Consider the following 26,562-nt stretch of genomic DNA (forward strand, 5'->3'; position numbering starts at 1 on the left):
CAGCAAGCCCTAATATACAATAGTATTCAGCAGGAAAAAGCAAAAAGAATTGCTGCTGATAAAAAATATGTACATGCTATGCATCAGTTTGTATCGGATGGATATAAAGCAGGAACAAAAGCTGAAGAAATGGTAAAAACACTTCAGGATGTGTGGCATGATGCTATTTTTGAAGCGACATATGAAATCGATGGGAAAATTCACGCTTCCGGTATGGACTTTAATGACGCAATTCAAGCACAATAAACATCATTCGAAAAGAATGGAGACCTATCAAAACTGGAAAGTCATCAGGCTGCGTTAGAAGCTGATATGGATAAATTGAAAAATCCACCAGCAAAGTATAAAGATATTTACCACGATATTGTTGACGCATACGGGTCTTTAAAGGAATTTACTGAAATGGCTGATGACCCAAGTGGTTCTTTGGACTCTTTTACAGACAAGGCCAATGAATTAGATAGCGAAGTTGCCAAGAAACTAAATGCTGTAGATGTTCAATTACCAGAAGAAAAGTAAAAGCTTGCCTCCGTATTTAGACAGTATCATTCTTAAGACAGTTTTTTATTAGGCGGTCTTGGCAGGGGCGGATTGAACTTTGATGCAAAAACACGCCGCGCCTCGTTCACAGATGAAGATCTGTTTTATGCCCATATTGCCGGCATGGACAGCTTTGCCCTTGGTTTAAAAGTGGCGAACCGACTGATTGAAGACCACGTATTTGATGTCTTTATCGAAGAACGGTACAGCAGCTATAAAGAAGGCATCGGCGCCGATATTGTTTCCGGCAAAGCTGATTTTAAATCACTTGAAAACTATATTCTTGATAAAAAAGAAATTACAAACCAATCCGGTCACCTGGAACAACTGAAAAACACGCTGAACCATTATATTGTGCAAGAAGCCTATCAAAGTGTAAATGCATAAAATTCCGAACCGGTCTGCCTGGATGAAGGCCGGCCGGTTTATTCTATGGGGAGATTATGATGAAATATGCAATCGGTGTCGACCTTGGGACAAGTTCTGTTAAAGTATTGCTTGTTGACCAAAATGGACAGGTGGTTTCATCTGTTTCCAAATCCTATCCGTTAATGCAGCCACACCCGGGTTACAGCGAACAGGATCCGGAACAGTGGGTCGAAAAAACAGTTGAAGCTTTGAAAGAACTAACGGAAAAATCCGGGGTTCCCCGCGAGGAAATTGAAGGGCTCAGTTTTTCTGGCCAAATGCACGGGCTTGTGCTGCTGGACGAAAATCTGCAAGTCATCCGCAATGCCATTCTTTGGAACGACACAAGAACAACGGAACAATGCAAAAAAATCGATCAAGTACTGGGTGGTAAGCTGCTGGAAATTACAAAAAATCCGGCCTTAGAAGGGTTCACACTCCCGAAGATGCTTTGGGTCCAGCAGTATGAACCGGAAAATTTTCGGAAAACGCGTGTCTTTCTCCTGCCAAAAGATTATCTTCGTTACCGGTTAACCGGGGCGGTCGGTATGGATTACTCGGATGCAGCGGGCACCCTGTTGCTAGATATCGTCAATCAGTCGTGGAGCACGGATATTTTGCGCACATTTGACATCCCGGCCGGCATTTGCCCGCCGCTTGTTGAGACGGAAGCAGAAGTCGGCACATTATTGCCGGACATCGCTGCGACATGCGGCCTTTCTCCTGCGACTAAAGTGTTTGCCGGTGGGGCGGACAATGCCAGCGGTGCAATTGGCGCCGGCATTTTAGAAGAAGGCAAAGCACTCTGCAGCATTGGCACATCCGGTGTATTCCTTTCATATGAATCAGACAGCAATAAAAACTTTGGCGGCAAAGTGCATCTTTTTAATCATGGACAGAAAGATGCTTACTATACAATGGGCGTTACACTCGCCGCCGGATACAGTCTGTCCTGGTTTAAGGATACATTCGCAAAAGGCGAAGATTTTGCAACATTGCTGGAAGAAGCCGCGCATTCTTCGATCGGGGCAAACGGCCTGCTTTTCACGCCGTTTATTGCCGGGGAAAGAACGCCCTATGCCGATGCAAAAATCCGCGGCACTTTTACAGGCATTGACAGCTCACACACCAGACGGGATTTTACCCGGGCAGTGATGGAAGGCATCGTCTTCTCCATCAATGAAAGCGTTGAAATTTTTCGAAACTACGGCAAAAACATCGACACCGTGATTTCAATCGGGGGCGGTGCGAAAAGTGACCTGTGGCTGCAAATTCAAGCTGATATTTTTCAGGCAAAAGTCATCAAACTTCAGAATGAACAGGGTCCCGGGATGGGCGCCGCCATGATTGCAGCAAGCGGATTAGGATGGTTCTCTTCCCTCAAAGATTGTGCAGCCGCCTTTATCCGGACAGGCCGGACATTTGAGCCGGTACCGAATAACGTCAAGCGTTACCGGGATTTTTACCAGGTTTATAAAAATGTCTATTCCCACACCGCAGCGATCAACCACCAGTTGTTTGATTTAAGGAAGGAATGAGGGGGCTGCAGCACATTCAACTTGATAAATGTACCGTATGTTGGCTTTTTTTCGCAAAATAGTCGTTTTACCCTCTTTTATCCGTTGAAACAGTTTTCGAGTGCAAAGTATTTCTATAAAAAACTTATATTTTAATATTTTACTAAGCCTCGGAATTTTTACCAATTCTGGGGTTTTTGTTTATCCTATCTACAAAAAAATTAGAGGGGGAATTCGTAATATACACTTGACACTATTTAGAAAATATCGTAAAATTTAAACAAAGTGTTTTTTCTCCCTTTTTATAGAAAGGATTCTGTAAACAAGGGAGTGAGATGCAATAGATTAGGAGGGTATCATATGAAAAAAGTGAGATTAGTACTCTATGTATTGTTATCGTTCTCTTTGATTATTGGGTTGCCAGTAGGGGCACAGGCAAGCAGTGGAGATACGAATTACTATGAACTCATCAGCAATGAATCTCCTGATGGTTCAAACTCTGAATATACCGGTTCTTTCCGCATTAATAACGATGCTTACGCCGAAAGCAAAAAACTCAGCCCGTCCGCATATCGTATGGATTACGTGGCACCGTTTGATACAGAGAAAAACCAAAATAAAGCCCTGAAAAAAGAAACAAAATCGATTAAAAAAGATTATGTTAAAGGGGACAGCAAATCATTCTACGTCCAAAACTTAGAAACCAACGAGTTTTCATCCATTTCTGCAACGCTCCTTTATAGCGGCGACCACGCCAACGTTTGGGTGAACAACAATGATATTACAGAGGACGAAGCAACGTTACTTGGAAAAGAATTCGATAATAAAATCTATCGATTAGATGTCGATAATTTCGGATTGCCATCTGATGTTGACCAAAACGGGAAGGTCAATATACTATGCTATGATATTCAAGATGGATTTAGTGGAAGCGGCGGTTACGTGGCTGGTTATTTTTCTCCGCGTGACCTGTATAATGTCAGCTATTCCAATCAGTCGGAAATTTTCTATATTGATACCTATCCGCTGATGGGCATGTCTGGTACGAAAGATGTTTCGCAAGCTTATTCTACGCTGGCGCATGAATTTCAACATATGATTAATTTTAACCAGAAAGTATTTGTGCAAGGATTGACCGATATGGATACTTGGATGAATGAGGGCCTCTCGATGGCGGCTGAACAAATTTACACCGGTGCGCCGTTGAATGACCGGATCGATTACTATAATGAAGATGCGGACATTACAAAAGGCCATTCGCTCCTGTATTGGGATTATGCGGGTGACACATTGGCAAACTATTCTTTGTCATACCTGTTTATGGAGTATTTAAAGGCCCAGTGCGGACAAGGAAACACGATTTATAAGGAATTGATTAATGATCCGCATACTGATTATCAAGCAGTGCAGAATATCATCCATAAATACATTGATCCGAACCTTAGCTTTGGCCAGTTTATGACAGATTTCCGTGCCGCACTTGTCTTGAAAGAAGATACCGGTCTTTACGGGTTTAAAGGAGATACTGCTTTTGACGGGCTGAAAGTAAAAACCTACAGCGGTTCCTCCATCAATATAAAAGGCGGCGGAGCCATCGTCAAAGCTTTAAGCTCCAAAGATGATTTTCAAGTTCCTTCTGACAAAGGAACCGATATCACCTATACGCTTCTTGAAAAAGGTGATGCAGGCGCTGTAACGTCTCTTTCAAAACCGTCCGTTCAAACGGTGGGGGATAATGACACAGTGGTTACCGGTACGGCCGACCCGAATGTGACTGTGAAAGTAGCGGTGAGCGGAAAGGAAATTGGTTCCAATTCTACTGATTCAAATGGAAGTTTTTCGGTCAGCATCCCTAAACAAAAAGCCGGAACAGAACTGCATGTATATACAGAAGATGGCAAGGGTAATCAGAGTGAAGAAACCGTCGTCACTGTTCAAGACAAAACGGCTCCGGCAGCGCCAAAAGTGAATGAAGTAAGTGATGCAAGCACTGCGGTTACAGGAACCACGGAAGCGGGCGCGAAAGTAACAGTAAAATCTGGCTCGAACATTTTAGGCACGGCAACAGCCGATAGTACTGGTGCATTTAATGTAACCATTGCAAAACAAAAAGCAGGAACGAAGCTTGTCGTTTATGCAGAGGATGCAGCAGGGAATAAAAGCGCTGAAACAACGGTAACGGTCATTGACAAAACGGCTCCGGCAGCGCCGAAAGTGAATGAAGTAAGTGATGCAAGTACTACGGTTACAGGAACCACGGAAGCGGGCGCGAAAGTAACAGTAAAATCTGGCTCGAACATTTTAGGCACGGCAACAGCCGATAGTACTGGTGCATTTAATGTAACCATCGCAAAACAAAAAGCAGGAACGAAGCTTGTCGTTTATGCAGAGGATGCAGCAGGGAATAAAAGCGCTGAAACAACGGTAACGGTCATTGACAAAACGGCTCCGGCAGCGCCGAAAGTGAATGAAGTAAGTGATGCAAGCACTGCGGTTACAGGAACCACGGAAGCGGGCGCGAAAGTAACAGTAAAATCTGGCTCGAACATTTTAGGCACGGCAACAGCCGATAGTACTGGTGCATTTAATGTAACCATTGCAAAACAAAAAGCAGGAACGAAGCTTGTCGTTTATGCAGAGGATGCAGCAGGGAACAAGAGCGGTGAAACAACGGTAACGGTCATTGACAAAACGGCTCCGGCAGCGCCAAAAGTGAAAGAAGTAAGCGATGCAAGTACTACGGTTACAGGAACCACAGAAGCGGGCGCGAAAGTAACAGTAAAATCTGGCTCGAACATTTTAGGCACGGCAACAGCCGATAGTACTGGTGCATTTAATGTAACCATCGCAAAACAAAAAGCAGGAACGAAGCTTGTCGTTTATGCGGAAGATGCGGCAAGGAACAAGAGCGCTGAAACGGTGGTAACGGTCATTGATAAAACGGCTCCGGCAGCGCCAAAAGTGAAAGAAGTAAGCGATGCAAGTACTGTGGTTACAGGAACCACAGAAGCAGGGGCAAAAGTTACTGTGAAATCCGGCTCAAACATTTTGGGTACGGCAACGGCTGATCATACCGGTGCATTTAAGGTAACCATTGCAAAACAAAAAGCAGGAACGAAGCTTGTCGTTTATGCGGAAGATGCGGCAAGGAACAAGAGTGTTGAAACGGTGGTAACGGTCATTGATAAAACGGCTCCGGTGGCTCCGACCGTTAATCCGTTTGGCGATAATCAATTAACGATTACCGGAAAAGCAGAAGCCGGCGCCAAAGTGACGATTAAACGTGGCAAAACTGTGCTGGGGACAGGGACAGCAAACAGTAAAGGCACCTTCTCAATCAGGATCAAATCGAAGCAAAAGGCAGGAACGACTCTGACAGCCTACGCGACGGATAAATCGAGAAATACAAGTGCAGGCAAATCGTTTAAGGTTGTAGATAAAACCGCCCCTGGCATTCCAACAGCCGGAAAGGTCACTTACAAATCAACAACGGTTTTCGGTAAGGCGGAAAAATACGCGACGGTTTATGTTTACAACGGTAGCCATTACGTCGGAAAAGCAACGGCAAATTCAAAAGGAACCTACTCGGTGCATATGAAGAAACAAAAAAGAGGATCCACGCTGAAGATTTATGCAAAAGACAAGGCAGGGAATAAAAGCAAATACAGATATGTAAAAGTGAAGTAAGATGAAACGGCCTCCAGGTAGGGGGCCGTTTCTCCATATCCTGGAATGATAGATCGTTTTAGGTGAAAATTCCATCGCCTTCAGCTGGTGTTTTAAGCTGGGGATATTGGTCAATTATTACCAAATGCAATGAATAGTGTATTCGTATAAGGTATCCCAAACAAGGGAGATACTATGCTGCAACTTTTGTAGACGTCTACACTTTTTGCGTGGTTTTGTATATGATAAAGATATAGGAATAATTGAGGGAGTGTAATTCATGAATAAAGCCAATGAAGCGGCAATCAAAAAAGTGAGAGATTGGCTTGACACAGAAGGAAAATCCATTCAAGATCTTGCTGAGGAAGTAGGAATCAGTAAATCCTTAATGGGACATATTTTAACAGGAAAACGGCAATTTCTTCCAAACAGAATGGCTCAAGTCGCAAAAGTTATGGGGATTACCGTTGAAGAATTGTTAGCTGAAGATCGTTCAGAAAAACCTTATGTACTTTCTTTACGCGGGAAAGCCGATTCGAGGGCTGCCAAACGCCAGTTGGAAAATATGTTATTTGCAATTGAAGAGTGTTTACGGATTGAGGAGATCAATCGTGCTACTGGGGAGAAACCATATGAGTAAGCTGAAGTTACAGTCGGAACAAGTTGGTGAAGCTTTCGCCGGGCAATTTTTAACGGCTTTCCGAAAGAAGTCTCCCATCCTCAAGGAATGTGAAGGTGCGAATCGCACCAATGAGTAGGTGGGAGATGAATTTCGGTTGGCTTTAGCCAAAGTTATTTTTCCAATCCTTTTCTCAACAATTCTAAGATTGCGGCTGTTCTAGTTGGAATCCCATTTTCTTTTTGATATTGCTCCAATTTTTCTAATATCGTCTTAGGCATACGAATTTCTACACGTTCTTTCTCTTCTCTCATGATTATCACCTCATATTGATTGTACGGATTTTTTACGATATAATCAATATATACGAAATTTTTCCGCACAAAGTGAGGTGAATGGATATGGCCAAGCAAAACAAAGCTTTCAAGTTTCGTTTGTTACCAAACAAAGAACAATCCGCATTATTAGCTAAGACATTTGGTTGTGTTCGCTTTGTCTACAATAAGATGTTAGCTGAACGCAAAGAAACGTATGAAAAGTTCAAGGATGATAAAGAATCGCTTAAAAAGCAAAAGTTTCCGACTCCTGCAAAATATAAAAGTGAATTTCCATTCCTAAAAGAAGTGGATTCTTTAGCTTTGGCAAATGCACAAATGAACTTACAGACTGCTTATAAGAATTTCTTTGAAGGAAATGCGGATTTTCCAAAGTTCAAAAATCGTAAAGCAAAACAATCCTATACAACTAATATGGTCAACGGAAATATTAAGCTAGAAAATGGTCATATCAAACTGCCAAAAATCAAAAAGCCAATAAAAATGAAACAGCATAGAGAGATACCTGCTGATTATAAAATCAAATCTTGCACTATTTCTAAAACAAAGACAGGCAAATACTACATTTCAATTTTGACAGAATATGAGAAAGATATTCGTCCAGTTAAAATACAGAAAGTTGTTGGTTTGGATTTTGCTATGGATGGTCTATATGTCGAGAGTGAACAGGGTAAGAAAGCCAATTACCCACGTTACTATCGGCAAGCCTTAGATAAATTAGCAAAAGCACAACGAATTCTTTCTCGAAGAAAGAAAGGTTCTGCACGTTGGAACAAGCAACGACTAGTAGTGGCTAAGTTACATGAGAAAGTGGCGAACCAACGCATGAATTTTCTTCATCATAAGTCAAAAGAATTAGCTTCTAACTTTGATGCTGTCGTGATTGAGGACTTGAACATGAAAGGGATGTCTCAAGCCCTTCACTTTGGGAAAAGCGTTCACGACAACGGTTGGGGGATGTTCACTACTTTCTTAGCGTATAAGCTAAAAGAACAAGGGAAACAACTTGTGAAAATTGATAAGTGGTTTCCCTCCACTAAGAAGTGTTCATGTTGCGGCAAGGAAAAAGAAATGCCATTATCTGAACGTGTATATAAATGTTCTTGCGGCTTTGTATTAGATCGCGATCACAATTCAGCAATCAATATCAAAAATGAGGGATTACGCTTATTAGCGTTATCATAAGTAACAAAACTCTTGGAACAAGAGGGTTAGCTCGGTCAGTTTTCGTTGGCTAGTAAAAGCAACGATAAGTCGAGAAGCCCCCACTTCAATCAAACCGTAAGGTTGATAAGTGGAGGGTAGTTCACAGTCTTACCGGGAGCATCATCCAGACGATGAAATAGAAGAAACCCATTTGTATGATATCACCATTCCTGAAATTGACCGGGACCTGTTGGAAGCGTGGAACCAGTTAAAACAAAGGGTTCCTTTTTACGCATTATCCATTGAACAGCAACACAAAGTGACGTTGTTTGATTCTTTTACTGCGAGTTTTTTGGAAAAGGATAAAGTTGTCATTGCCAATCCTTTGTGGAATTTAAGCGTGCCAACCCATTTAAAAGCTTGGATTGATACCATTACAGTGGCAGGGAAAACCTTCAAGTACACAGACCAGGGATCTGTTGGGTTAGTGGAAGGAAAAAAAGCACTGCACATTCAATCAAGCGGAAGTGTCTACAACGGCAGTGACCCTGCAAGCCAATATGTAAAAACGTTATTCACTTTCTTGGGCTTTAAAGATTTTCAACAATTATTTGTTGAGGGGATGGACCACTTTCCTGAACGGGCTGAAGATATTATGGAGGAAGCTATCAAAAAGGCGGTTGAAATGGGGAAAACATTTTAATGGTTATTTGGCTTGCTAAATACCAAGATTTGGCGGTAGGTTCTGATCACTCTGCCCAATTAAGAGCAGCTGAATTATGCATTTTCATAAGTGCATGATTCTGTAAAGGTGGGGCAGGTTATGCTGGAAAATCGGATTCGTTCAGCAACCCGTATTTAGGGCTTGCTGAATAAGCAAATTCCTAGATTTGGCAGGGATGCTGACAGCTTTGGCATAAATTTAATGCAAGGGTTTTATAAAAAATGTGGGAAAAAGCTTGCATTTGAAACGTACCCTATGTGAAGAAAGGCCGTCAATTTTTCGAGCTTCCCTCACATAGACGGGCTCTATGTGAAGGAAGAGCTTCGTTTTATCGAGCTTCCTTAACGCAAACGCTCTCTATGTGAAGGAAGAGCCTCGTTTTTCCGTGCTTCCTTAACGTAGACGAGTCAAGTCCAGGTTATTGTGTAAATTTATGGGCAAATGTTTTCAACCACCCCTTCATTTTTTCGGCTTAACTTCCATGGGTTTTTTTCTTCATCTCCGGGAAGGGATGTCAAATGCCTTTCAATTTGACATCCCTTCCCGGAGATGAAATCATCCATGATGGAAGTTAAGCTGAAAATGCTGCTAACTATTCTTTCCCATAAGTGACTTCCTCTTCGAGTATTCTGTATCTTGATACTGCATTAAAACGGCACCAACCAAACGAAAAGCAGATTGGGTATTAGGAAAAATGCGAATGACCCTTTCCCTTCTACGAACTTCTTGGTTAAGCCGCTCGAGGGAATTAGTACTCCGTATGTGCATACGGATATTCTCAGGAAAGTTCATGTATTGGATAGTATCTTCAAAACCTTCATCTAAAATGGCCAGGGCTTTTTCAAATCTTGCTTCTGTACCAAATTTGTTTATTAATTCATCTTTAAACTTGCGTATGTCCTCAATCGTAACGGCCTCAAACACGCGCTTAATCATCACCCGGATTTCTGCAGTATCTTTTTTGGGCAGTTTTTCAATGATATTGCGTTTAAAATGAACATTGCACCTTTGCCAAGCAGTGCCAATGAATTCCCGTTGTATTGCTTTCTGAAGGCCCATGTGAGCATCGGAAATAACGAGTTTTGGTGATTGGAGTCCACGTGATTTAAGTTGTTTAAAAAATGAACTCCAACTCTCCAAACTTTCTGCATGGTCAACGCTTAAACCCAGTATTTCACGTGTATTCTTCTCTGTAATGGCAGTCGCAATATAAACAGCCTTTGATATGACCTTATGGTGCTCCCGTACTTTTATATACATGGCGTCCACAAACACATAAGGGTAGTAGGTTGTATTCAACGGTCTCTCGGCCCAAGCATTCACAATGGGATCCAGTTTTTGCGTAAGGGAAGAGACAAACGACTTGGATACATTCTTACCGCAAAGCTGTTCTACGACATTTGTGACCTTACGGGTAGAGACGCCATTGATGACCATCTCCAACATTGAAAGGACGAAAGCTTGGTCACATCTGGCATACTTTTCAAATAAGGTAGTTGAGAATTCGCCATTACGTGTCCGGGGAACTTTTAATGTAACATTGCCGATGCTCATCAACAGCTCGCGTTCATAGTAACCGTTCCGGTAATCCCGGCGTTCAACAGCGCGTTCATAAGGGCTCGTTTTTAAATAGTCATCCCTTTCCTTTTCCATAAACTCGTTTAACACGAGGACAACCGCTGATTTAATTACCGCGTCAAGATCGGAAGTCATGATGGCTTCTTTTAAAACATCCAAATTTAGGTTAAACTGTAAGTGAGTCATTTTATCTCCTCTTTTCATTGTTTATTGTTGTTGAAAACAGTGTTGCCAAGAGTTGATAAAATGACTCCTTCTTTTTACACAATTATACGGACTTAATCCGTAGACGGGCTCTATGTGAAGGAAGAGCCTCGTTTTTCCGTGCTTCCTTAACGTAGACGAGCTTTATGTGAAGAAAGGCCCTCGGTTTTTCCGTGCTTTCTTAACGTAGGCAGCCTCTATGTAAAGAAACAACGTCTTTTTTCCATGCTTCCTTAACATAGAGCTTGCTGAATAACCAAAATTCCTAGCTTTGGCAAAAATTTGGATACAAGGGTGTTATAAAAATCCAGAGAAAAGCTTGCACTTGAAAGCTGATTCAATGTATAGATATAGAGAAGACAGAATCGTATTTTTAAAGATGGATTCTTCTAGAACTTACTGACAAATTGGGTACAAACTCAGAATCGGATTCGTTCAGCAAGCCCTATTTATACAAGATGCAAAAAAACGGTGAGACACTATGAATGCTGGTGTCTCGCCGTTTTTATGTTTTCTTTTGAACTTTTTCAGCGGCTTCCCAAAAAGGGAGAAGCTTTTACCATTTGTCATGCTCTTTACAAGGTCCTGAATAGCCTTCGTTCGTAAAACCTTATGAACGGCTTAGTGGCTGCAGGCAGTTACTGATAACTTGGAACTTCCAATGTAATATTGTAATTGTCTAATAGGTTGTATAAGTTATAGATTTCATCCACTTGTTTGTAAGCCCAGCCAATGTCTGTTGCATATTGGTTGGAGGCATAGCCATATGTTGCAGCGACATCTGGATTCCATCTCATTTTATACAAGGTATCTTGACCGGCGCCAAGGTAATTGCTGCTGATAAATTTAGCTCCGCCAATGATGGCCGCTTCCGGGGTCGTCCAACCATGTTGATAGGCATACCTGGCTCCATCTTGGACAGCATTGCCATCATTCGCACCTGTCCCATACATATTATAAACAGTCTTGCCATTATACTTGACGCCATTTGCAAGCTGGGATGTGCCATTTCCTGTTTCAAGTAAGGCATGGGCAATCAAGTAAATTTCATTGATTCCATTTTGTTTTGCAGCGGTTAAAAATGCAGATGCTTTCCCGGCTAAAATGCCTTTACCCGCAAGAATTTTTTGGTTCACTTCTGTTGCATTCAAATTGGCAGTCGAAGTTAATTTCAAAAATTGAAGTGAGCGGACTGGATCCGAAACAAAGTTATTCGGATTTAAATAGTATTTCACTTCATTTTTTGTGGCATTTTTCCATGCTTTGTTGTAACTGATTTGATACCATGTATAGCCGTCATCCCCTTTTACGGTGGATAGGATGGTGACCTTTGTGCCTTCTTTAAGCGTTTCGCCGACTTCATGATTCTTTGTACCCGCACCATCTCTGATATTCCAGCTTCCGTTTTGGACAACACCTGTTGTATGGCTTGTCAGCTTAATGGCATCACTTCTGATATATCGTTCATTTGTATCTGTTTGAGGCGAAACTTTCATTTGAATATTTGCAAGTTCATCCAGTGAAAGATCATATTTTTTTACAATCGATGTCACCTTGCCATTGGATTGTTGCGCAGCGGATGTTAAATAATTTGTGCTGACATAACCAATTTTTCCACCGATTTCTACCTTTGCCCAGCCATCCTCTTCGGAGTAGACCTTTACAGCTGTTCCTTTATCAAGGACTTCAATCACACTTGCTGACTTAGAAGGCCCTTTACGTAATTTTAAATCTGCTGTCGTGTATTTGGTTATCGTAGAATCTGGTGTTGGTTCGGAACTGTTATTGCTGTCATCTGCTGTGCTTGCATCAGGGTCTGCATTTGACAGATAGGATGCGAGCACATAACCGGTTATACCTCTCGCTTTCACTTTTACCCACGGGCCGGAAGCTGTATAAACCGTCACTTTTTCGCCTCTTTGCAGACTTGCTAATATTTTGCCACTTCTGGAGGCTTTGGAACGCAAAACCAGATGGGAACCTTTGTCCACATTGACATATTTCGTCGTTGTTTGGACTGGGGTTGAAGTGCCTGCACTGCTATCCGGATTTGAATTCGCCAAGAAAGATGCATGAACATAGCCCGTTTTGCTGCCGGCTTTTACTTTCGCCCAGTCCCCGGAAATAGAGTACACCGTCACCTTTTCGCCTCTTGGCAAGCTGTCCAAAATGCTGGACGTTTCGGAGGCTTTTGAACGTAAGATTAGATGTGAACCCTTATCCACGTTGACATACTTCGTCGTTGTTTTGGCTGGAGTAGAAGTGTCTGCACTGCTATCGGGATTTGAGTTCGCCAAGAAAGATGCATGAACATAGCCCGTTTTGCTGCCGGCTTTTACTTTCGCCCAGTCCCCGGAAATAGAGTACACCGTCACCTTTTCGCCTCTTGGCAAGCTGTCCAAAATGCTGGACGTTTCGGAGGCTTTTGAACGTAAGATTAGATGTGAACCCTTATCCACATTGACATACTTCGTCGTTGTTTTGGCTGGAGTAGAAGTATCTGCACTGCTATCAGGATTTGAATTCGCCAAGAAAGATGCATGAACATAGCCCGTTTTGCTGCCGGCTTTTACTTTCGCCCAGTCCCCGGAAATAGAGTACACCGTCACCTTTTCGCCTCTTGGCAAGCTGTCCAAAATGCTGGACGTTTCGGAGGCTTTTGAACGTAAGATTAGATGTGAACCCTTATCCACGTTGACATACTTCGTCGTTGTTTTGGCCGGAGTAGAAGTGTCTGCACTGCTATCCGGATTTGAGTTCGCCAAGAAAGATGCAAGGACATACCCCGTTTTGTTACCGGCTTTTACTTTTGCCCACTCCCCGGAAATGGAGTAAACCGTCACTTTTTCGCCTCTTGCCAGGCTTGCTAAAATGCTGGCCGTTTTGGAGGCTTTCGAATGTAAGATTAAATGAGAGCCTTTGTCCACGTTGACATACTTCGTCGTTGTTTTGGCTGTGCTCGTTGTTGTTGCGGTACTGCCGGGTTTTGTGCTGGTTAAATATTCCGCACGAACATACCCCGTTTTTGTCCCGGCTTTTACTTCTGCCCAACCATCAGACACATTGTATACCAATACAGCTGTTCCTTTTTTTAAGCTGTCTAATTTGGCGGCACTTTTTGAAGGCTTTGCTCTTAATGTCAAGCTTGAATTCGAATCAACATTGACATATTTTGTCTCTGTTTTTGCTGCGGCTTGTACACTTGAACTATGTAGGAATTTTGTCAGTGAAGCGCCCTGTACCGTTTTATCAAAAGCAGGAGTGGATAATACTGCAAAACAAAGTGGTATGACTAAGCCTTTTTTCATTTCAATCTCCTTTCCAATTGGATCTTTCGCCAAACTTAAAATTTCATTCTATGAGTCTTTGTTCTATCAAAATACCCTAAACCTTATCACATCCGTCTAGTAAATTTATCGTCTTTTTTTGGTATTTTTTAAGGGGGACAGGCCAATTTCATTGAAAAAATAAACCGAAAGTCGCAAAGTGTGAAAAAATCTCTTTTGGCAAATGCCGGGAATCATCCTCCCAGCGTTGAATTGGAAGAAACCCCATTAAGAAAAACAAGAATGCATCAGTGATCATTAGCCAGTCATTAGACTAAAAGACGGTGAACGCAATAAATGACAGCGTTCACCGTCTGTAACTTTTTGGATAGTCTTCACGATAGAGCTTACTTCGATTTTGGCTATGTCAAATCATAAAGGGTAACGCCATCAACTGTTTTTGATTTAAAGTTCTTTTGAACCCAACTGGTGATCGATGAGCTTGTATTGGAACCTCTGCCCATGGCGCCATTTGGGGCATTGTTTTCAACCTTTTTGCCATTTGTATTGCCATCTTGCAAGGTTTTGGCCATTTGTTTCATATTGCCGAACGAGCCTCTTCCATTATTGATAAAGTAGTGGATCTTCCCTTGGCGGACATATTTTTTAAACGCGGAAAGGGTCGGGGCCGGGTCACTTCCTGTAAAACCGCCGATGTCCATCACGGGTTGATCTGTTGCAAGCTGATAAGTCGCCGGAGATGCGCACTTACCGTTGCAGCGACCCAAGTGTATGTTGAAGCACCTTTTTGTAACAACTTCACAATCTTTTTACTTTTGGATTCAGACCTTCCAGGAAATCCACCCTGTGTCTTTGGGGTTTATTACAGAAACTTAGTCTAGAGGGCTTCTTTTAAATTTTTCTTAATTTCGCCTGAATGTTTCGGTAGGGGGGGACAGACCGAATTTTGCCGCAAGATTTATAGATTGGTGTGGAGGCGAAAAAGCGATCCTTAACTCCTGATCATGCTAAGCATGGCGTTATCGCAATTTGATTTGGATGTCCAGCGGATGCCGGCTTCGTGATTAGATAGCTGAATCGTTGATGAATCGGTATTAATGGAAACAGGGACAGCGGGGATTGCAAAAACGGCCGGCTTGTCCACCCAATCATTTAATGGGCATTTTAATGATAAGAAAACCCTAAAAACAAAACCGGGAGCACAATGCGTACCCCCGGTTTTGTTCCGGCTCTCATGATAAAGCTGTATAAGGCAGCATTCCCTTTTTCCGTGCAACTTTCGAGCATGTGAGGGGGGCATGGAAAACGGACTTTAAATGCCGAAGATGTTTTTTGCAAGAAAAAAGTGCAGAGTATTGCAGTATATAAATTCGTTTATACCGCATAAAAATTCAATCTGAATTCTCGCTATTAAGGGCTTGACATGGAGCCTCTGCAGCCATGATTCTTTTGCCAAGCGGCCAGCTGTAACAGATTTGGCAAACCCAAACAGGTTATCATGGCTACCCCTCCATGTAAAGCCCCTCTGCATAACCATTTGCATAGAAATTTTGCACATCTCTGCACTTTAATTTTGCAATAAACACCCCCATATGCCTTCCTCCATTGTTTTTTCTTAACCAAAGTATGTTTTTAAACGATAAAGGTTACCGATTTCTGCAATGGTACATACGGTATATCAACGAGCCAACTGTTTGGATGGCAAGGGAGGGGTTAGAGTGGATCAGGAATATACTTACCTGAATGGCTTGGCAGAACTGGGAGTCGGCGGAGCGCATCCAGGCGGTTTCAAGCTGACACAGGATATATTATCGGCTGAACATATAGGAAAAAAACAACAGTGCTTGATGCGGGCTGCGGCACCGGCCAGACTGCTGCATACGTCGCGCAGCAGTACGGATGCCAAGTGACAGGGCTGGATCATCATCAATTGATGGTGGAAAAAGCCAGAAAAAGAGTCCGACCATTAGGTTTGCCGGTACAAATTGTGCACGGGAATACAGAGGCTCTCCCGTTTGCAGACAGGCAATTTGATTTGGTATTGTCAGAGTCGGTGATCGTTTTTACCGATATGCCCACAACGGTTCAGGAATTCCGGCAGGTGCTGAAGCCCGGGGGATGTTTAATTGCGATTGAAATGGTTTTGGAACAACCTGTTTCGCCCCAAAAACTGGCACACATCAAAGATTTTTATGGCGTATCCCAAATTTTAACCGAGGAACAGTGGGTGCAGCTTTTTCAGAAAGCAGGGTTTCCATCCATCCATTCTGAAAAAAATGATTTGCAATTTGGAGTCCAAAATGTCCCTGATAATCCGGAGACATTAATGTTTCCCTGAACTGGAGGAATGGGCGATGAATGAGCAGGAGGGACTCGAAACAATCAAAGAAAACCCCGAATTTTAAATAAAACCTACCTTGAAGGTGCCCTTCTTTCTGATTTGCAGTGAGCAGAAAAAAGCATCCCCACCCCGTTGCCGGTTATGGGGACGCTTTTTGTTTAAAGAAATTTATTTGCTTTTAACCGCCTTGGCATTGATGTAACCTATCCATTTGCCTTTGTTGTCATAAAGGGACAGGTAGCTTAACCCATTTATGTGGTAAAAAATGTACTTCGCCAAGTATGTTTTGTTTACGGCCCGGATATTTTTCTTCTGCCAGTTGAAGTTTTGATATACGGCGTAGTTCTTGCTGGTGACTTTGACATGTTTGCCGTATTGTATGGCAGCGCCTTGCTTGCCGCTTCCGGTTTTCACAGCTTTGGCGTTGATATAGCCTGCCCATTTGCCTTTGCCGTCATAAAGCGACAGGTAAGTGGATCCGTTGCTGTGATGGTATTGGACCTTGGCAAGATACGTTTTATTCACTGCAGTGACATTTTTCTTTTTCCAGTTGAAGTCTTGATATACGGCATAGTGCTTGTTTGTTACCGTTACATACTTACCGTATTGAAGTGCAGGGCCTTGTTTCGGCGTTGCCGCTTTTTTTGAGGGGATCCAGACGCCAAGATACCCTTTTACCTGGGCGTTTTGCGTCCCTTTTACATGAACGGTTAAAATGCCTTTGCTATCTGTGGACAGCTTTTCGTTATGAAATCCGGTTGCATCCTCAAATAGCTGGTTGGCATGCCGGGTACCCATGTCCACTTTAATAGTCGTATCGGTTTTCGGGTTATTTCCGATTACGGTTGCCACGCCGGTATTCCGGTCTTTTCCATAGCGGACGCTTGAGATTAGATCTTTTCCCGCCGTGCCGGAAGTGTTCGACTTATAGTTGGTTACTTGCTGGTTCCCATAGGCATAATTTTTGCGCACTTTCAACAATTTCACAATCGTATCATAATACGGCGTATGCTCGCTCATGTAAGAAGCATTCGTTTTGTACAAGTCGCCGTAAAAGACAGTCGGGACGGTATCTTTATTCGTCAAAATATATGCGTACTGGCTCGGCACATTGGATGGCGCATATGTTTTTACCGTTCTTTCCATGTCTTTTTCATAAATATCCAAAGCTTTTGCCTCTGTCTTTTTATCATACAGATCTTGGAAAGATTTCGGTGCGGATGTGCCGTAATGTATACCCGGCTTAATGCCGTACAGGTCCATCATGATTTTATTCACACGGTTCTTTTCCTGGTCATGATTATTCACAAATGACCAGTTAGGCGTTGCATTCGCCGTGCCTGCGCCTGCCCTGTTGACAACAGCGTTTGTAGCAATGGTTGACAGGCTGTTTGATGGCGAATTTTTGCCCAAAGCATTTTGCAAAGAATAGAACAGGGCATAATCCATCATTAACTGCGGATTCCCGTTTGCATTTTCAAAATTTGTCCCGGCACTTTCATAAGTCTCAATATAGCTTAAATGGTCGTTTAAATGGCTGCCAAAATGCTGTTTCATAACGTCACCTTCATCCAGCAGCACTTGCTTATCGTAATGGCTTGCCGCATCAATTCTGAAGCCGTCAAAGTGATACGTATCAAGCAGCCAGTTCATCCAGTGGATCTGTTCTTTTTGGACAGTTGGATTCCCGTTGTCTATGTCCAATCCTAACAGAAACTGGTTCTTCCCGCTGATCGTGTTGTTAAGGTTGTGAAAAGTTGTCCCATACTTGTTCACAAATAAAAATTGATCCTGGTTATCTGATCCGGAAATATCATTTTTAAACGACCTTTCTTCCGATCCGAAGCCGTACCCGGGCTGGGATGCAATATACGCATCTGTTAAACTTGCGATTTGCCCGTTGTCGCCGTTCAGTATATCGTCAACAGATGAATAGCCATGGCTTTTCATGTACTTTAAATAGCCGGGGTCATGCATTAACATCGGCTTCCAATAATTATCCGAAGTCGAAGCGTCTTTTGCAGCATACCAGCCGTCTACTGGCAAATAAGTATCAACTGTATTGATTTTATTTGCTGCTGCAGCTTCATCAAGCCAGCTTGGCAAGTGGTTTTTCGGGTTGTTTGGCCCAAAATAACGGTACGGCCAGCCCTTGCTGTCTTTCATCACGCGATCCATACCCTGCCCTTGTACGGAGGTACCGTTAAAATATTTTTTGTTCCATTCTTTGATATAGCCATATTTTGCCTGTCCTTCGCCGCCACCTTTTGTGTAAGCGAGATAAAGGTTGGCCCTGATTTGCGTTTGAAGTCCTGTTGTATAAGGATTTTTAAACAAATTTCCGTTTTGATCAACGCGTGTGACGTAAACTGCTTCCCTTTTGCTCAATCCGAGAACCTGGTTGGGCACAAGGTCTTCCTGTACTTTTAAACCATTTGCGTGAAGCACGGAAACCATACTTTTCAATTCATCGCTTGTCCCGTATTTGGTCGGCCGGGTGTTATTCGGCCCCTGGTTAAATTCACCGAGGTCATAACGGTCGGCAATGGCGTAGCCTTCCATGTAACGTGCCGCATTGAAAGAACGGTAAGCCGGCGGAAGCCATATATCCGTAATCCCCCAATCTTTCAATTCGTTGCCTTTCGTTGAAAGAATTTTGTACATATTGCTTTCATATGGCATGTACAGGCTAAAACTTTGGAAAATCACGCGGTTATCGAGCGATGTGCCGGATGTATAAGCCTTGGCAGATTTAGGAAAATAACTGACCGAGCCGGCAACCAACAATACAGAAAAGATCAATATTGATAATCTACTAAAAAATTTCTTTTCCAACATATCCGCCCCTTTTAAAAATAATGTTTCAATAGTAAAATATTACTGCATGATGGGAAAATATGCAATATCATCCTCACAAGTTTCACATAAAATTTTAATTTTTTTCATTTAAAAGGAACACCTTTGGAGGACGCAGGGAACCTTTGCAGGGGAAAATTTTGTATCCGGAGATGGCCTGAAAAAGAAAGGATAAAAAAGGAAATTTGAAGATATGTGTCGAATGTAACACATGTTTGTTTTTGAGGGAATGGGCAACAGAGGTTCCACTCCCTTCAGCAATAAAGTGAATCACACATTTTATAAAACTTATGAATACATCATCCCGGTTCAACTGATCTGTGCGTATGTTCCGCAGTTAAAAGGGATCGACCCAAGTACGCCAAAAGACAAGGATTTCCATAGAAAACTGGGGAGCAAGAAACTGGACCGGTGATTTGTTCAAGTTTTCCTTTTAAGAAAAAATAGCGGCATAACGCCGCTATTTTTTTTGATTTCAAGTCTGCAGATCTATGCTTCCTTCACAAGGTTAATGGTTTCGGATCTTCATCACAGCTTAAATGTAAGCACTCTATAAGGTTGTGATGAAGTTGGTTGGGGGCCGAACGTAAATGACTAAAAATAAGTTCATTGGCTGACAACTGCATCTTGTTCAATTATAATGGAATAAAGATTCCTAAAAGGTGAAACGATGTGCTTAATGGATGTTACAAATTGGAAAGTAGATGAAAAAAGGCAGGTTTCAGGAACAAGAGAGAAATATTGGTTAGTTCATCCGGAGACTGGCCAACATTTTCTATTGAAAATTCCCAAGGAAAACACGGGAGAAGCTTGGGCGGAGAAAGTAGCATCTGACGTGGGGAGAGCAATCGGCCTCTCCACAATGGATGTGCAACTGGCTAAGAAAAATGGAAAAGTTGCCACACTGGCGAAAAATTTTATAAGCAAACAAGAAGAGCTATTTGAAGGTGGAGATTTATTTTTCAATATCGCAGAGGATTTTGACAGATATAGTCTTAAGCATTACCACTTTTTTAATATTATGCGTGTTCTGTCAGAATTTAAATTGAACCGTGATTTCATTGGAATTATTGTATTTGACGCCTTAATTGGAAATCAGGATAGACATTGTGACAATTGGGGAATTATATATGATAATAATGAGTATAGAATCGCCCCTGTTTATGATAATGGCGCTTCTCTAGGATTTCAATTGAAAGAAAACAGAATCCGTCTAATGGACAAAGATTGCAATATGTTTAAAGCTTTTAGCAATCGTAGTTATTCCTTGATAGGCTTGCCTGAAAAAAAGAAGCCGCGCTTTCTTGATTTATTAACAGTGATCAAACAATATTATCCTTTAGAGACCAAAGAATCGATAAATTCATTAAATAAAATAAACTTGCAGATGCTTCAGGAAATCGTAGACTCCATACCGGAAAAAGTGATGGGACCTGTATACAAAAAGTGGGTAAAAAAGTTACTCCTCTATCGTAAAGAATGGCTCTTGAACTGGTACAAAGGAGGTGCTTGAATGCAAAAAAATCCATGTGTCTTATGGCTGATCTGGCAAAATCAGAAGACAAGGCAGCGTTATCATATTGGCAATTTATTTCATGAAAATGGAAAATACATTTTTTTATATGAATTAAGCGGGAAGCGCAGAACCTTAAAAGAGGCTTTGGAAAATGGATATAAACCGCATCTGTCATTTCGTAATCTAAATAAGACATACGTTTCTGATCGCTTATTTGGACCATTTGAACGGCGGTTACCGGATAAAAGGAGACCGGATTTTGATAAGATTTTAAAAAATTATGGGCTGCCTCCGGATTATACAGAAATGGATTTATTGCGGGCTACTGGTGGACGGCTGGCTACTGATCCGTATGAATTTGTTGCCCCGATTCGTGTTTTTGAAGACCGGTTTAATTTTGACTTTTATATCGCGGGGTGGCGCTACTATGACGGAGAAAAAGTCATTAATCAGTTGAAAGAAGGCGCGGCTGTGCGTTTTCAATTGGAGCCTTCAAACAAGGAAGATGAAAAAGCTGTAATCGTTTTGTCAGAAAAAGGGGAATATAAATTAGGATATATTCCGGCTTTCTATAGTGGCTTTATGTATGAGATGATTGAAGAACATTTCGTTTATGAAGCAAGAATTGAAAAAGTGAGCCCTATGGCAAGGCCGCAATCAAAGGTAAGTATTTCAGTTACCGGATGTTTGGCGAACGGTTTTTTCGTAAAAAATGGCGAAAATGTTGAATCAGTACATGTGCTTGTTTAAAAACAGCTTACTCTGTATAATCGTTTCCCGTATACATTACTAGGAAATGGTGTTTCTGGATTGAGCCGGAAGATGGGTATTCTTGGCGGTGTGTCTAGCCGTTAGCCTTATTGATTCACCATAGCATGAACTTCTGCAACTGAATGCATTCCGTGAAGTGACATGCATATGGCCTGTTATCATGAGAATGAATCGATCGGCTGTGTGCTCCATGCCCATCCAAAGGAATCTTTCGTTTTTGCGACTTTGGGAATGGATATGCCGAATTTAACTGAGGCTACACAAAAGCTCGGAAAAATCCCAACGTTGGAATACCGCCCGGCAACAACAGTAGAACTGGCAGAAACTGTCCGAAAGCACATTATCTCGTTAGGGGAAAAAGTAACACCGGCAGCCATGCTGCTCAATAGGCATGGTATCCTGATTACAGATGAAACCCTGCACAAAGCCTATGATATGCTTGAGAGAATTGAGTATAACGCATATGTTGCAAGCAAAGCCCTTGTCTTTGAAAAATTGGGCATCGCCGCAATCCCTGATGAGGTCTCTGCTCATTAAGACTGGACCATGCCCAAACAAAACAAAAATCGAAAATCAGCTCTTCCTATGGCAGCTGGCAGGCGATCCATAGGGAGAGCTTTTTATATGAGTATCGTAACACATAAAGGGGAGGAGCGGAACATTATCTAATTGGTTTTTTGGTAAGTATGTACTCGAAGTCGAAGGGGTAGATGAATGGAAAAAAGGGAAGACACTCTACTGTACACCGTGAAATGAACATCTAGAGAGAGGTCTTCCCATGGATATAATATCACGAATTGCTGGATTTGGAAAGGATACAAAGAGTCTTATCGAATTTGAAGAACATTCTGATCCAGGAGACTCTGGAATGGGGAAAATGAGAAAACTGCCAAAGATGGATCTTTGGCAGTTTTTTAGCAGAGGATTCAATTGTTATCCAATCCGAACGAGATATTGGGCAAGGGAGCCTCGTCAGATTCGTCAATCGTTGCTTCACGATGATCTATGGGTTTGTTCTTTCATAATATGATCTAATCGGGATAACCCTTTTTCTGCAGTATGCATCATCTCGTCAAACAATTCCTGCACTGTCGGAATCGTATGAATAAGGCCGACGACCTGTCCGGCCCAAGCATAACCTTTTTCTTCATTCCCGTCATAAATATAGTTGCAATTTGCGCTACCGCTAATCATCTCTTTCAGGCCTTCGTAGGATGCCCCTTCCTGTTCACGTTCCATAATATTCAAGGCAAAGCGGTTTTTCAAGACCCGGCCCGGTGCCCCTAATGTTCTCTTAATCACTACTGTATCCGTTTCTTTTGCATGCACGATTGTTTGTTGATATTTCTCGTGTGCATGAATACATTCTTTGGTGGCAATAAAACGGGTCCCCATTTGAATTCCTTCTGCGCCAAGAGCAAGGGCAGCCAATAATCCACGCCCGTCCCCAATGCCCCCGCCGGCGATTACAGGAACGGATACTTCGTCTGCAACCCGGGGAATGAGCACCATGCCGCCAATGTCGTCCCGGCCTAAATGGCCCCCGCCTTCCTGCCCGACGGCGATCACTGCGTCTGCACTCAATTGTTCAGCTTTTTGTGCTTGTCTGGTTCCAGCCACAAGCACAAGTGTACGAATGTTTTCTCCTTTTATCCTTTCGAAGACCGGTTGCGGGTTACCGCCACTGATGGAATTGGCTGGAACCTTTTCTTCAATGGCCACTTCAAGCAACTCCTCGTCCCGGCCGTTATACCTTGCGATTGCAAAGTTTACACCGAAGGGCTTCCCGGTTAATTTTCGTACTTTGTGAATTGCATTGCGAAGTTTTTCAGGTGTTCGCAGCGTCGCGGCAGTGATTTGCCCCAGGCCGCCCGCATTGGAAACAGCAGCAGCTAATTCCGCATATCCGAGATAAGCAAGGCCTCCTTGGATAATGGGGTATTTTATTTTTAATATCTCCGTAATGCGAGTTCTCATTTTTACCGGCCCCTATTTGACTGAATTCCTTTTTTCTTCGTTAAGTGATAGCTTTGCCTTATCATATCACAGATTTCTTCCTCCGGGACGGTGCCGTCAAGAATAACGGAATTCCAATGTTCTTTGTTCAGATGGTATGCCGGAACAACAGCGTGGTATTTCCGCGATAAAAGTCCAGCCAGCCGTTTTCACCTTTCACATTGATCCAAATATGGCCGTTTCTTTCAAAAATCCAGGCAAAGACTTTTTTATTTTTTTTGTGGCGCATTAATGTCCAATTCTTATCTTTAAAGGGGTAATCTTCATACGTGTTTTCCAGTTTTAAACAGTAATGGATAGCGTCCTCTCTTGTTTTCATTTATGATGCTCCTTCAACATGCCGCTTGCTATTTATATTATATAAAAATATTTAGGGTGCCGTCAGTTTTTCCAGTTCTCATATCTCTCGCTTTCTTAACGAGACTTGGGATCTGTTAAGGAAGGATGCTGTTTATTCGTGTTTTCTTAATGCAGGCGCGGTCTATGTTGTGGAAGGGCGTCATTTTTCTCACTTTCTTAACGTAAGCGTGCTTTATGTTGGTTCCAAATGGCGAAATTTTTCAACGTTCATGCTTCCTTTATCGTATTGTTGTTATTTTATTTTCCTTTGCGTCACGATTCCTAATACAATCGGAATTCCAATGCCAATGATTATGATGGGTAAAAACCATTTACCAAAACCGTTATCCCATCCCATTGCAATCCCAATGGACTCCAATAAGATGAGGGCAAAGAAAATCAGACAGATATTTTCAATTGATTTAGCAGTTTCCGGCTATGCACATAAAATTGTTTTGCATTCAATGCATTTAATCGTTCAGGATAATTATAAATATGAGGGAATTTTTCCAAAACCTGCATCAATAGCGCAAGGATTGCCCCCACGCCGGGTAAAATCAAAAGTTCCCATTTTGATCCCCAACGATCAACTCTACCGGCGGCATCATAATGTCCGGGGACTTTTTCCGGAAGTTTTCCCCAAACGCTGGCCAGAAAAATAATCGATCCAAGGAAAAATAAATAGCCAATGATGTCCCAAAACCATTCGCTTTTTGTCTTGGGAATTTTCAATTTGGGCCGCTTCCGGGAGTTTGGCATGCCATTTCCCCTCCAATCCAGTTTAAAAATTTTTTGTATACGACAGCGTCTCCAAGTGCAAGCTTTTTTACATTCCATGCCATCTTTATTTATATACGACAAAAGCAGCCAAATTTCTTATCAAATTTGAAATTGGTTTTTTTATCCGGACTTCTCTCTAGAGCGGGTTGTGTATGGTAAACTAATGATGTCTTTGCCACTTTGAAAGGGGCTCCAGTTTTTTCACCATTTGAGTCCATATGGAAAGAAGGAGAATAAAATTTGAAAATTAACCGGACGGGCGCATGGTTTCTGCTATTATTCTTCATGCTCTTTTGCAGCGGTTGCGGCCAAACCCAACCCGCTAACAGCCAGCCGGCAAAAGAAAAGCAGGTTCAGCAGGTAAGCACGGAAAAATCAGAGAGTAAAGCAGACAGCAAAACTGTTAACAAGACAGACAGCCATCATAAAAGTACTGCATCACTTCCAAAAGGAAAACTAAAGGTTTATTTTTTTGACGTCGGGCAAGGGGACAGCATCCTCATCCAAACGCCAAAAGGAGAAAATGTGTTAATTGATGGCGGGAATAATGACAAAGGCGATGATGTTGTCCGGTATCTCCGCCAGCTGCATGTCAGCCAATTGGATGATGTGATTGCCACCCATCCGGATGCTGATCATATCGGGGGCCTGGATACGGTCCTGGAAAACTTAAAAGTAAAAAATGTATATGCGCCGCGGGTCGTGAATACAACCAGAACCTATGAAGATTTTTTGCTGGCCGTGAAAAATAGCAGGCTTAAAATCAAACAGGCAAAAGCGAATGTGGATTTGGGGCTGCAGGGGGCATCGATGAAGTTTGCCGCGCCTGTAAAAGATTATCACGAAGAGATGAATGACTGGTCGGCTGTTGCAAAACTCTCCTATGGGGAGAAGGGCACTTTTCTATTCACGGGAGATGCCCCCTTCCGTTCTGAAGAAGATATGATTGCAACGCACCAGGATCTTTCGTCTCAGGTATTGAAAGTGGGGCACCATGGTTCAAAGACTGCAACAAGCCAGGCGTTTTTGGATGCCGTAAAACCGAAGTACGCGATTATTTCGGTAGCGAAGGTTAATTCGTACGGCCTTCCAAGTGACGAGGTCATCAATCGCTTAAAGGCGAATCATATTCAAATTTTCCGGACAGACGAAATGAAGACCATTTTAGCGGTGACAGATGGGCATTCCATTGAATTCCAGCCGGTTCCGTCTTTAACGCCAAATCATTTGTCTTCGGAAGCGGGGAATGCAACGGCTTCCGGCAAGGCTGTTCCGCCAGCAAAGCAGCCGTCCCAGCGAACCACTTCTAATGGTACATTACAGGCGAAGGTTGATGATCAAACGCCCGAGCAGTATGGTAAAATTAATTTAATGGTTACAGGTTTGACAGGCGCGGCATATCAGGCAACTTTTCATTACAAAAGCAAGGACACCGTCTATCAGGGGACGGCAGGGACGCCGCTTCCGGTTCGGATCAGCAGAGCGGCTCCCGGCTATGAAGTGCGGATTGATATAAAAGCTGTTGTAAAAGGGAAAACATATACCACCCACACTTCTTTTACCCCGCAATAAAGGAGGCCGTTTTTGATGAAATATATTGTTGATCGGATCGAAGGGGAATTTGCTGTTTGTGAAAAAGATGACCGGACGACGGTGGATATCCGTCTGAGTGAGCTTCCATCCGGTGTCCATGCCGGGGACGTGATTATCGTTGAAGATGGAATACCGCGCATTGACAGGCAACTGACGAAGGAACGAAAAGCCCAAATCAAAAAATTGGCGGATGAACTATTTGAGTAGGCAGCAGGGGGGGAGGATCTATCGGGATGCCGATTGGGCGTATAGCTATATCCAAATAGGGTTTGTACTGCCCAACTTTTATAATAAAGAGTACACGGGAATCTATGTGTCCCATTAAC

General features: G+C 42.5%; 18 protein-coding genes and 4 pseudogenes. 14 read left to right on the forward strand and 8 right to left on the reverse strand.

Annotation, left to right across the window (positions count from 1 at the left end):
* Positions 1-78: 78 nt before the first annotated feature.
* The 6 genes and pseudogenes from NSU00_RS02270 to NSU00_RS02295 all read left to right on the forward strand — a co-directional run bounded on the left by NSU00_RS02270 (position 79) and on the right by NSU00_RS02295 (position 6,771).
* On the forward strand, positions 79-246 hold the full coding sequence (locus NSU00_RS02270; protein ID WP_340703340.1) for a hypothetical protein: 168 nt from the start codon (positions 79-81) through the stop codon (positions 244-246).
* Between the two features lie 66 nt (positions 247-312).
* A complete protein-coding gene (locus tag NSU00_RS02275; RefSeq protein WP_340703341.1) occupies positions 313-519 on the forward strand; it encodes a hypothetical protein in 207 nt (68 codons plus the stop codon).
* Positions 520-570: 51 nt separating this feature from the next.
* Positions 571-927, forward strand: a pseudogene (locus NSU00_RS02280) (xylose isomerase); the annotation flags it as partial.
* Between the two features lie 59 nt (positions 928-986).
* On the forward strand, positions 987-2,486 hold the full coding sequence (gene xylB / locus NSU00_RS02285; RefSeq protein WP_340703903.1) for a xylulokinase: 1,500 nt from the start codon (positions 987-989) through the stop codon (positions 2,484-2,486).
* A gap of 339 nt (positions 2,487-2,825) precedes the next feature.
* A complete protein-coding gene (locus tag NSU00_RS02290; protein ID WP_340703342.1) occupies positions 2,826-6,152 on the forward strand; it encodes an Ig-like domain-containing protein in 3,327 nt (1,108 codons plus the stop codon).
* A 259-nt stretch (positions 6,153-6,411) separates the two neighbouring features.
* Positions 6,412-6,771 (forward strand): helix-turn-helix domain-containing protein, encoded by a 360-nt coding sequence (locus tag NSU00_RS02295; protein ID WP_340703343.1) that lies wholly within the window; start codon positions 6,412-6,414, stop codon positions 6,769-6,771.
* Between the two features lie 152 nt (positions 6,772-6,923).
* Here NSU00_RS02295 and NSU00_RS02300 read toward each other — a convergent pair whose 3' ends face one another.
* Entirely contained in the window at positions 6,924-7,064 is a 141-nt protein-coding gene (locus NSU00_RS02300) for a ribbon-helix-helix protein, CopG family (RefSeq protein WP_003352379.1), read from the reverse strand.
* 87 nt (positions 7,065-7,151) lie between these two features.
* Between NSU00_RS02300 and NSU00_RS02305 the strand changes: the two genes are divergently transcribed.
* Together NSU00_RS02305 and NSU00_RS02310 are read left to right on the forward strand one after the other, a co-directional pair.
* The gene (locus tag NSU00_RS02305; protein WP_195854872.1) at positions 7,152-8,270 is read left to right on the forward strand and encodes an RNA-guided endonuclease InsQ/TnpB family protein; all 1,119 of its coding nucleotides are present in this window, start codon (positions 7,152-7,154) and stop codon (positions 8,268-8,270) included.
* Positions 8,271-8,379: 109 nt separating this feature from the next.
* A complete protein-coding gene (locus NSU00_RS02310) occupies positions 8,380-8,934 on the forward strand; it encodes an FMN-dependent NADH-azoreductase (RefSeq protein WP_340703344.1) in 555 nt (184 codons plus the stop codon).
* Between the two features lie 609 nt (positions 8,935-9,543).
* Here NSU00_RS02310 and NSU00_RS02315 read toward each other — a convergent pair.
* The 3 genes from NSU00_RS02315 to NSU00_RS02325 form a co-directional block, all read right to left on the reverse strand.
* Positions 9,544-10,719, reverse strand: a complete 1,176-nt coding sequence (locus NSU00_RS02315) for an IS256 family transposase (protein WP_017551449.1) — start codon at positions 10,717-10,719, stop codon at positions 9,544-9,546.
* A gap of 656 nt (positions 10,720-11,375) precedes the next feature.
* On the reverse strand, positions 11,376-14,045 hold the full coding sequence (locus NSU00_RS02320) for an SH3 domain-containing protein (RefSeq protein ID WP_340703345.1): 2,670 nt from the start codon (positions 14,043-14,045) through the stop codon (positions 11,376-11,378).
* Positions 14,046-14,425: 380 nt separating this feature from the next.
* Positions 14,426-14,725, reverse strand: a complete 300-nt coding sequence (locus NSU00_RS02325) for a glycosyltransferase (protein ID WP_340703159.1) — start codon at positions 14,723-14,725, stop codon at positions 14,426-14,428.
* A gap of 1,139 nt (positions 14,726-15,864) precedes the next feature.
* Here NSU00_RS02325 and NSU00_RS02330 point away from each other — a divergent pair.
* Positions 15,865-16,362, forward strand: coding sequence for a class I SAM-dependent methyltransferase (locus NSU00_RS02330; RefSeq protein ID WP_340703346.1), 498 nt, complete (start codon positions 15,865-15,867; stop codon positions 16,360-16,362).
* 171 nt (positions 16,363-16,533) lie between these two features.
* On the opposite strand, the gene NSU00_RS02335 is transcribed toward NSU00_RS02330, so the two are convergent.
* Positions 16,534-19,203, reverse strand: coding sequence for a glycoside hydrolase family 70 protein (locus tag NSU00_RS02335; protein WP_340703347.1), 2,670 nt, complete (start codon positions 19,201-19,203; stop codon positions 16,534-16,536).
* 688 nt (positions 19,204-19,891) lie between these two features.
* On the opposite strand from NSU00_RS02335, the gene NSU00_RS02340 reads away from it, so the two are divergent.
* From NSU00_RS02340 to NSU00_RS02350, 3 genes and pseudogenes are all read left to right on the forward strand, one after another.
* Positions 19,892-20,734 (forward strand): HipA domain-containing protein, encoded by an 843-nt coding sequence (locus NSU00_RS02340; RefSeq protein WP_061566290.1) that lies wholly within the window; start codon positions 19,892-19,894, stop codon positions 20,732-20,734.
* Complete coding sequence (locus NSU00_RS02345) at positions 20,735-21,487, forward strand: HIRAN domain-containing protein (RefSeq protein ID WP_017553302.1); 753 nt, start codon at positions 20,735-20,737, stop codon at positions 21,485-21,487.
* Between the two features lie 159 nt (positions 21,488-21,646).
* Positions 21,647-22,045, forward strand: a pseudogene (locus NSU00_RS02350) (class II aldolase/adducin family protein); the annotation flags it as partial.
* A 456-nt stretch (positions 22,046-22,501) separates the two neighbouring features.
* Here the strand turns inward: NSU00_RS02350 and NSU00_RS02355 are convergent.
* The 3 genes and pseudogenes from NSU00_RS02355 to NSU00_RS02365 all read right to left on the reverse strand — a co-directional run bounded on the left by NSU00_RS02355 (position 22,502) and on the right by NSU00_RS02365 (position 24,622).
* Positions 22,502-23,485: an NAD(P)H-dependent flavin oxidoreductase gene (locus tag NSU00_RS02355; RefSeq protein WP_340703348.1), complete on the reverse strand. Its 984-nt coding sequence runs from the start codon at positions 23,483-23,485 to the stop codon at positions 22,502-22,504.
* Positions 23,486-23,487: 2 nt separating this feature from the next.
* A pseudogene (locus NSU00_RS02360) lies at positions 23,488-23,843 on the reverse strand (MmcQ/YjbR family DNA-binding protein).
* Between the two features lie 273 nt (positions 23,844-24,116).
* A pseudogene (locus NSU00_RS02365) lies at positions 24,117-24,622 on the reverse strand (DUF1648 domain-containing protein).
* 261 nt (positions 24,623-24,883) lie between these two features.
* Here NSU00_RS02365 and NSU00_RS02370 point away from each other — a divergent pair.
* The gene (locus NSU00_RS02370; RefSeq protein ID WP_285957741.1) at positions 24,884-26,215 is read left to right on the forward strand and encodes a ComEC/Rec2 family competence protein; all 1,332 of its coding nucleotides are present in this window, start codon (positions 24,884-24,886) and stop codon (positions 26,213-26,215) included.
* Between the two features lie 15 nt (positions 26,216-26,230).
* Positions 26,231-26,443: a DUF3006 domain-containing protein gene (locus tag NSU00_RS02375; protein ID WP_340702272.1), complete on the forward strand. Its 213-nt coding sequence runs from the start codon at positions 26,231-26,233 to the stop codon at positions 26,441-26,443.
* Positions 26,444-26,562 lie beyond the last annotated feature (119 nt).

The sequence above is a fragment of the Weizmannia sp. FSL W8-0401 genome, from assembly GCF_038009125.1.
GTDB classification, from domain to species: Bacteria; Bacillota; Bacilli; order Bacillales; family Bacillaceae_C; genus Weizmannia; species Weizmannia coagulans.

Excerpts from the sequence above, each read along its gene's own strand:
- NSU00_RS02270 (WP_340703340.1), top strand. The coding sequence starts at position 79 with ATGCATCAGTTTGTATCGGATGGATATAAAGCAGGAACAAAAGCTGAA.
- NSU00_RS02275 (WP_340703341.1), top strand. The coding sequence starts at position 313 with ATGGATAAATTGAAAAATCCACCAGCAAAGTATAAAGATATTTACCAC.
- xylB (WP_340703903.1), top strand. The coding sequence starts at position 987 with ATGAAATATGCAATCGGTGTCGACCTTGGGACAAGTTCTGTTAAAGTA.
- NSU00_RS02290 (WP_340703342.1), top strand. The coding sequence starts at position 2,826 with ATGAAAAAAGTGAGATTAGTACTCTATGTATTGTTATCGTTCTCTTTG.
- NSU00_RS02295 (WP_340703343.1), top strand. The coding sequence starts at position 6,412 with ATGAATAAAGCCAATGAAGCGGCAATCAAAAAAGTGAGAGATTGGCTT.
- NSU00_RS02300 (WP_003352379.1), bottom strand. The coding sequence starts at position 7,064 with ATGAGAGAAGAGAAAGAACGTGTAGAAATTCGTATGCCTAAGACGATA.
- NSU00_RS02305 (WP_195854872.1), top strand. The coding sequence starts at position 7,152 with ATGGCCAAGCAAAACAAAGCTTTCAAGTTTCGTTTGTTACCAAACAAA.
- NSU00_RS02315 (WP_017551449.1), bottom strand. The coding sequence starts at position 10,719 with ATGACTCACTTACAGTTTAACCTAAATTTGGATGTTTTAAAAGAAGCC.
- NSU00_RS02320 (WP_340703345.1), bottom strand. The coding sequence starts at position 14,045 with ATGAAAAAAGGCTTAGTCATACCACTTTGTTTTGCAGTATTATCCACT.
- NSU00_RS02325 (WP_340703159.1), bottom strand. The coding sequence starts at position 14,725 with ATGGACATCGGCGGTTTTACAGGAAGTGACCCGGCCCCGACCCTTTCC.
- NSU00_RS02335 (WP_340703347.1), bottom strand. The coding sequence starts at position 19,203 with ATGTTGGAAAAGAAATTTTTTAGTAGATTATCAATATTGATCTTTTCT.
- NSU00_RS02340 (WP_061566290.1), top strand. The coding sequence starts at position 19,892 with ATGTGCTTAATGGATGTTACAAATTGGAAAGTAGATGAAAAAAGGCAG.
- NSU00_RS02345 (WP_017553302.1), top strand. The coding sequence starts at position 20,735 with ATGCAAAAAAATCCATGTGTCTTATGGCTGATCTGGCAAAATCAGAAG.
- NSU00_RS02355 (WP_340703348.1), bottom strand. The coding sequence starts at position 23,485 with ATGAGAACTCGCATTACGGAGATATTAAAAATAAAATACCCCATTATC.
- NSU00_RS02375 (WP_340702272.1), top strand. The coding sequence starts at position 26,231 with ATGAAATATATTGTTGATCGGATCGAAGGGGAATTTGCTGTTTGTGAA.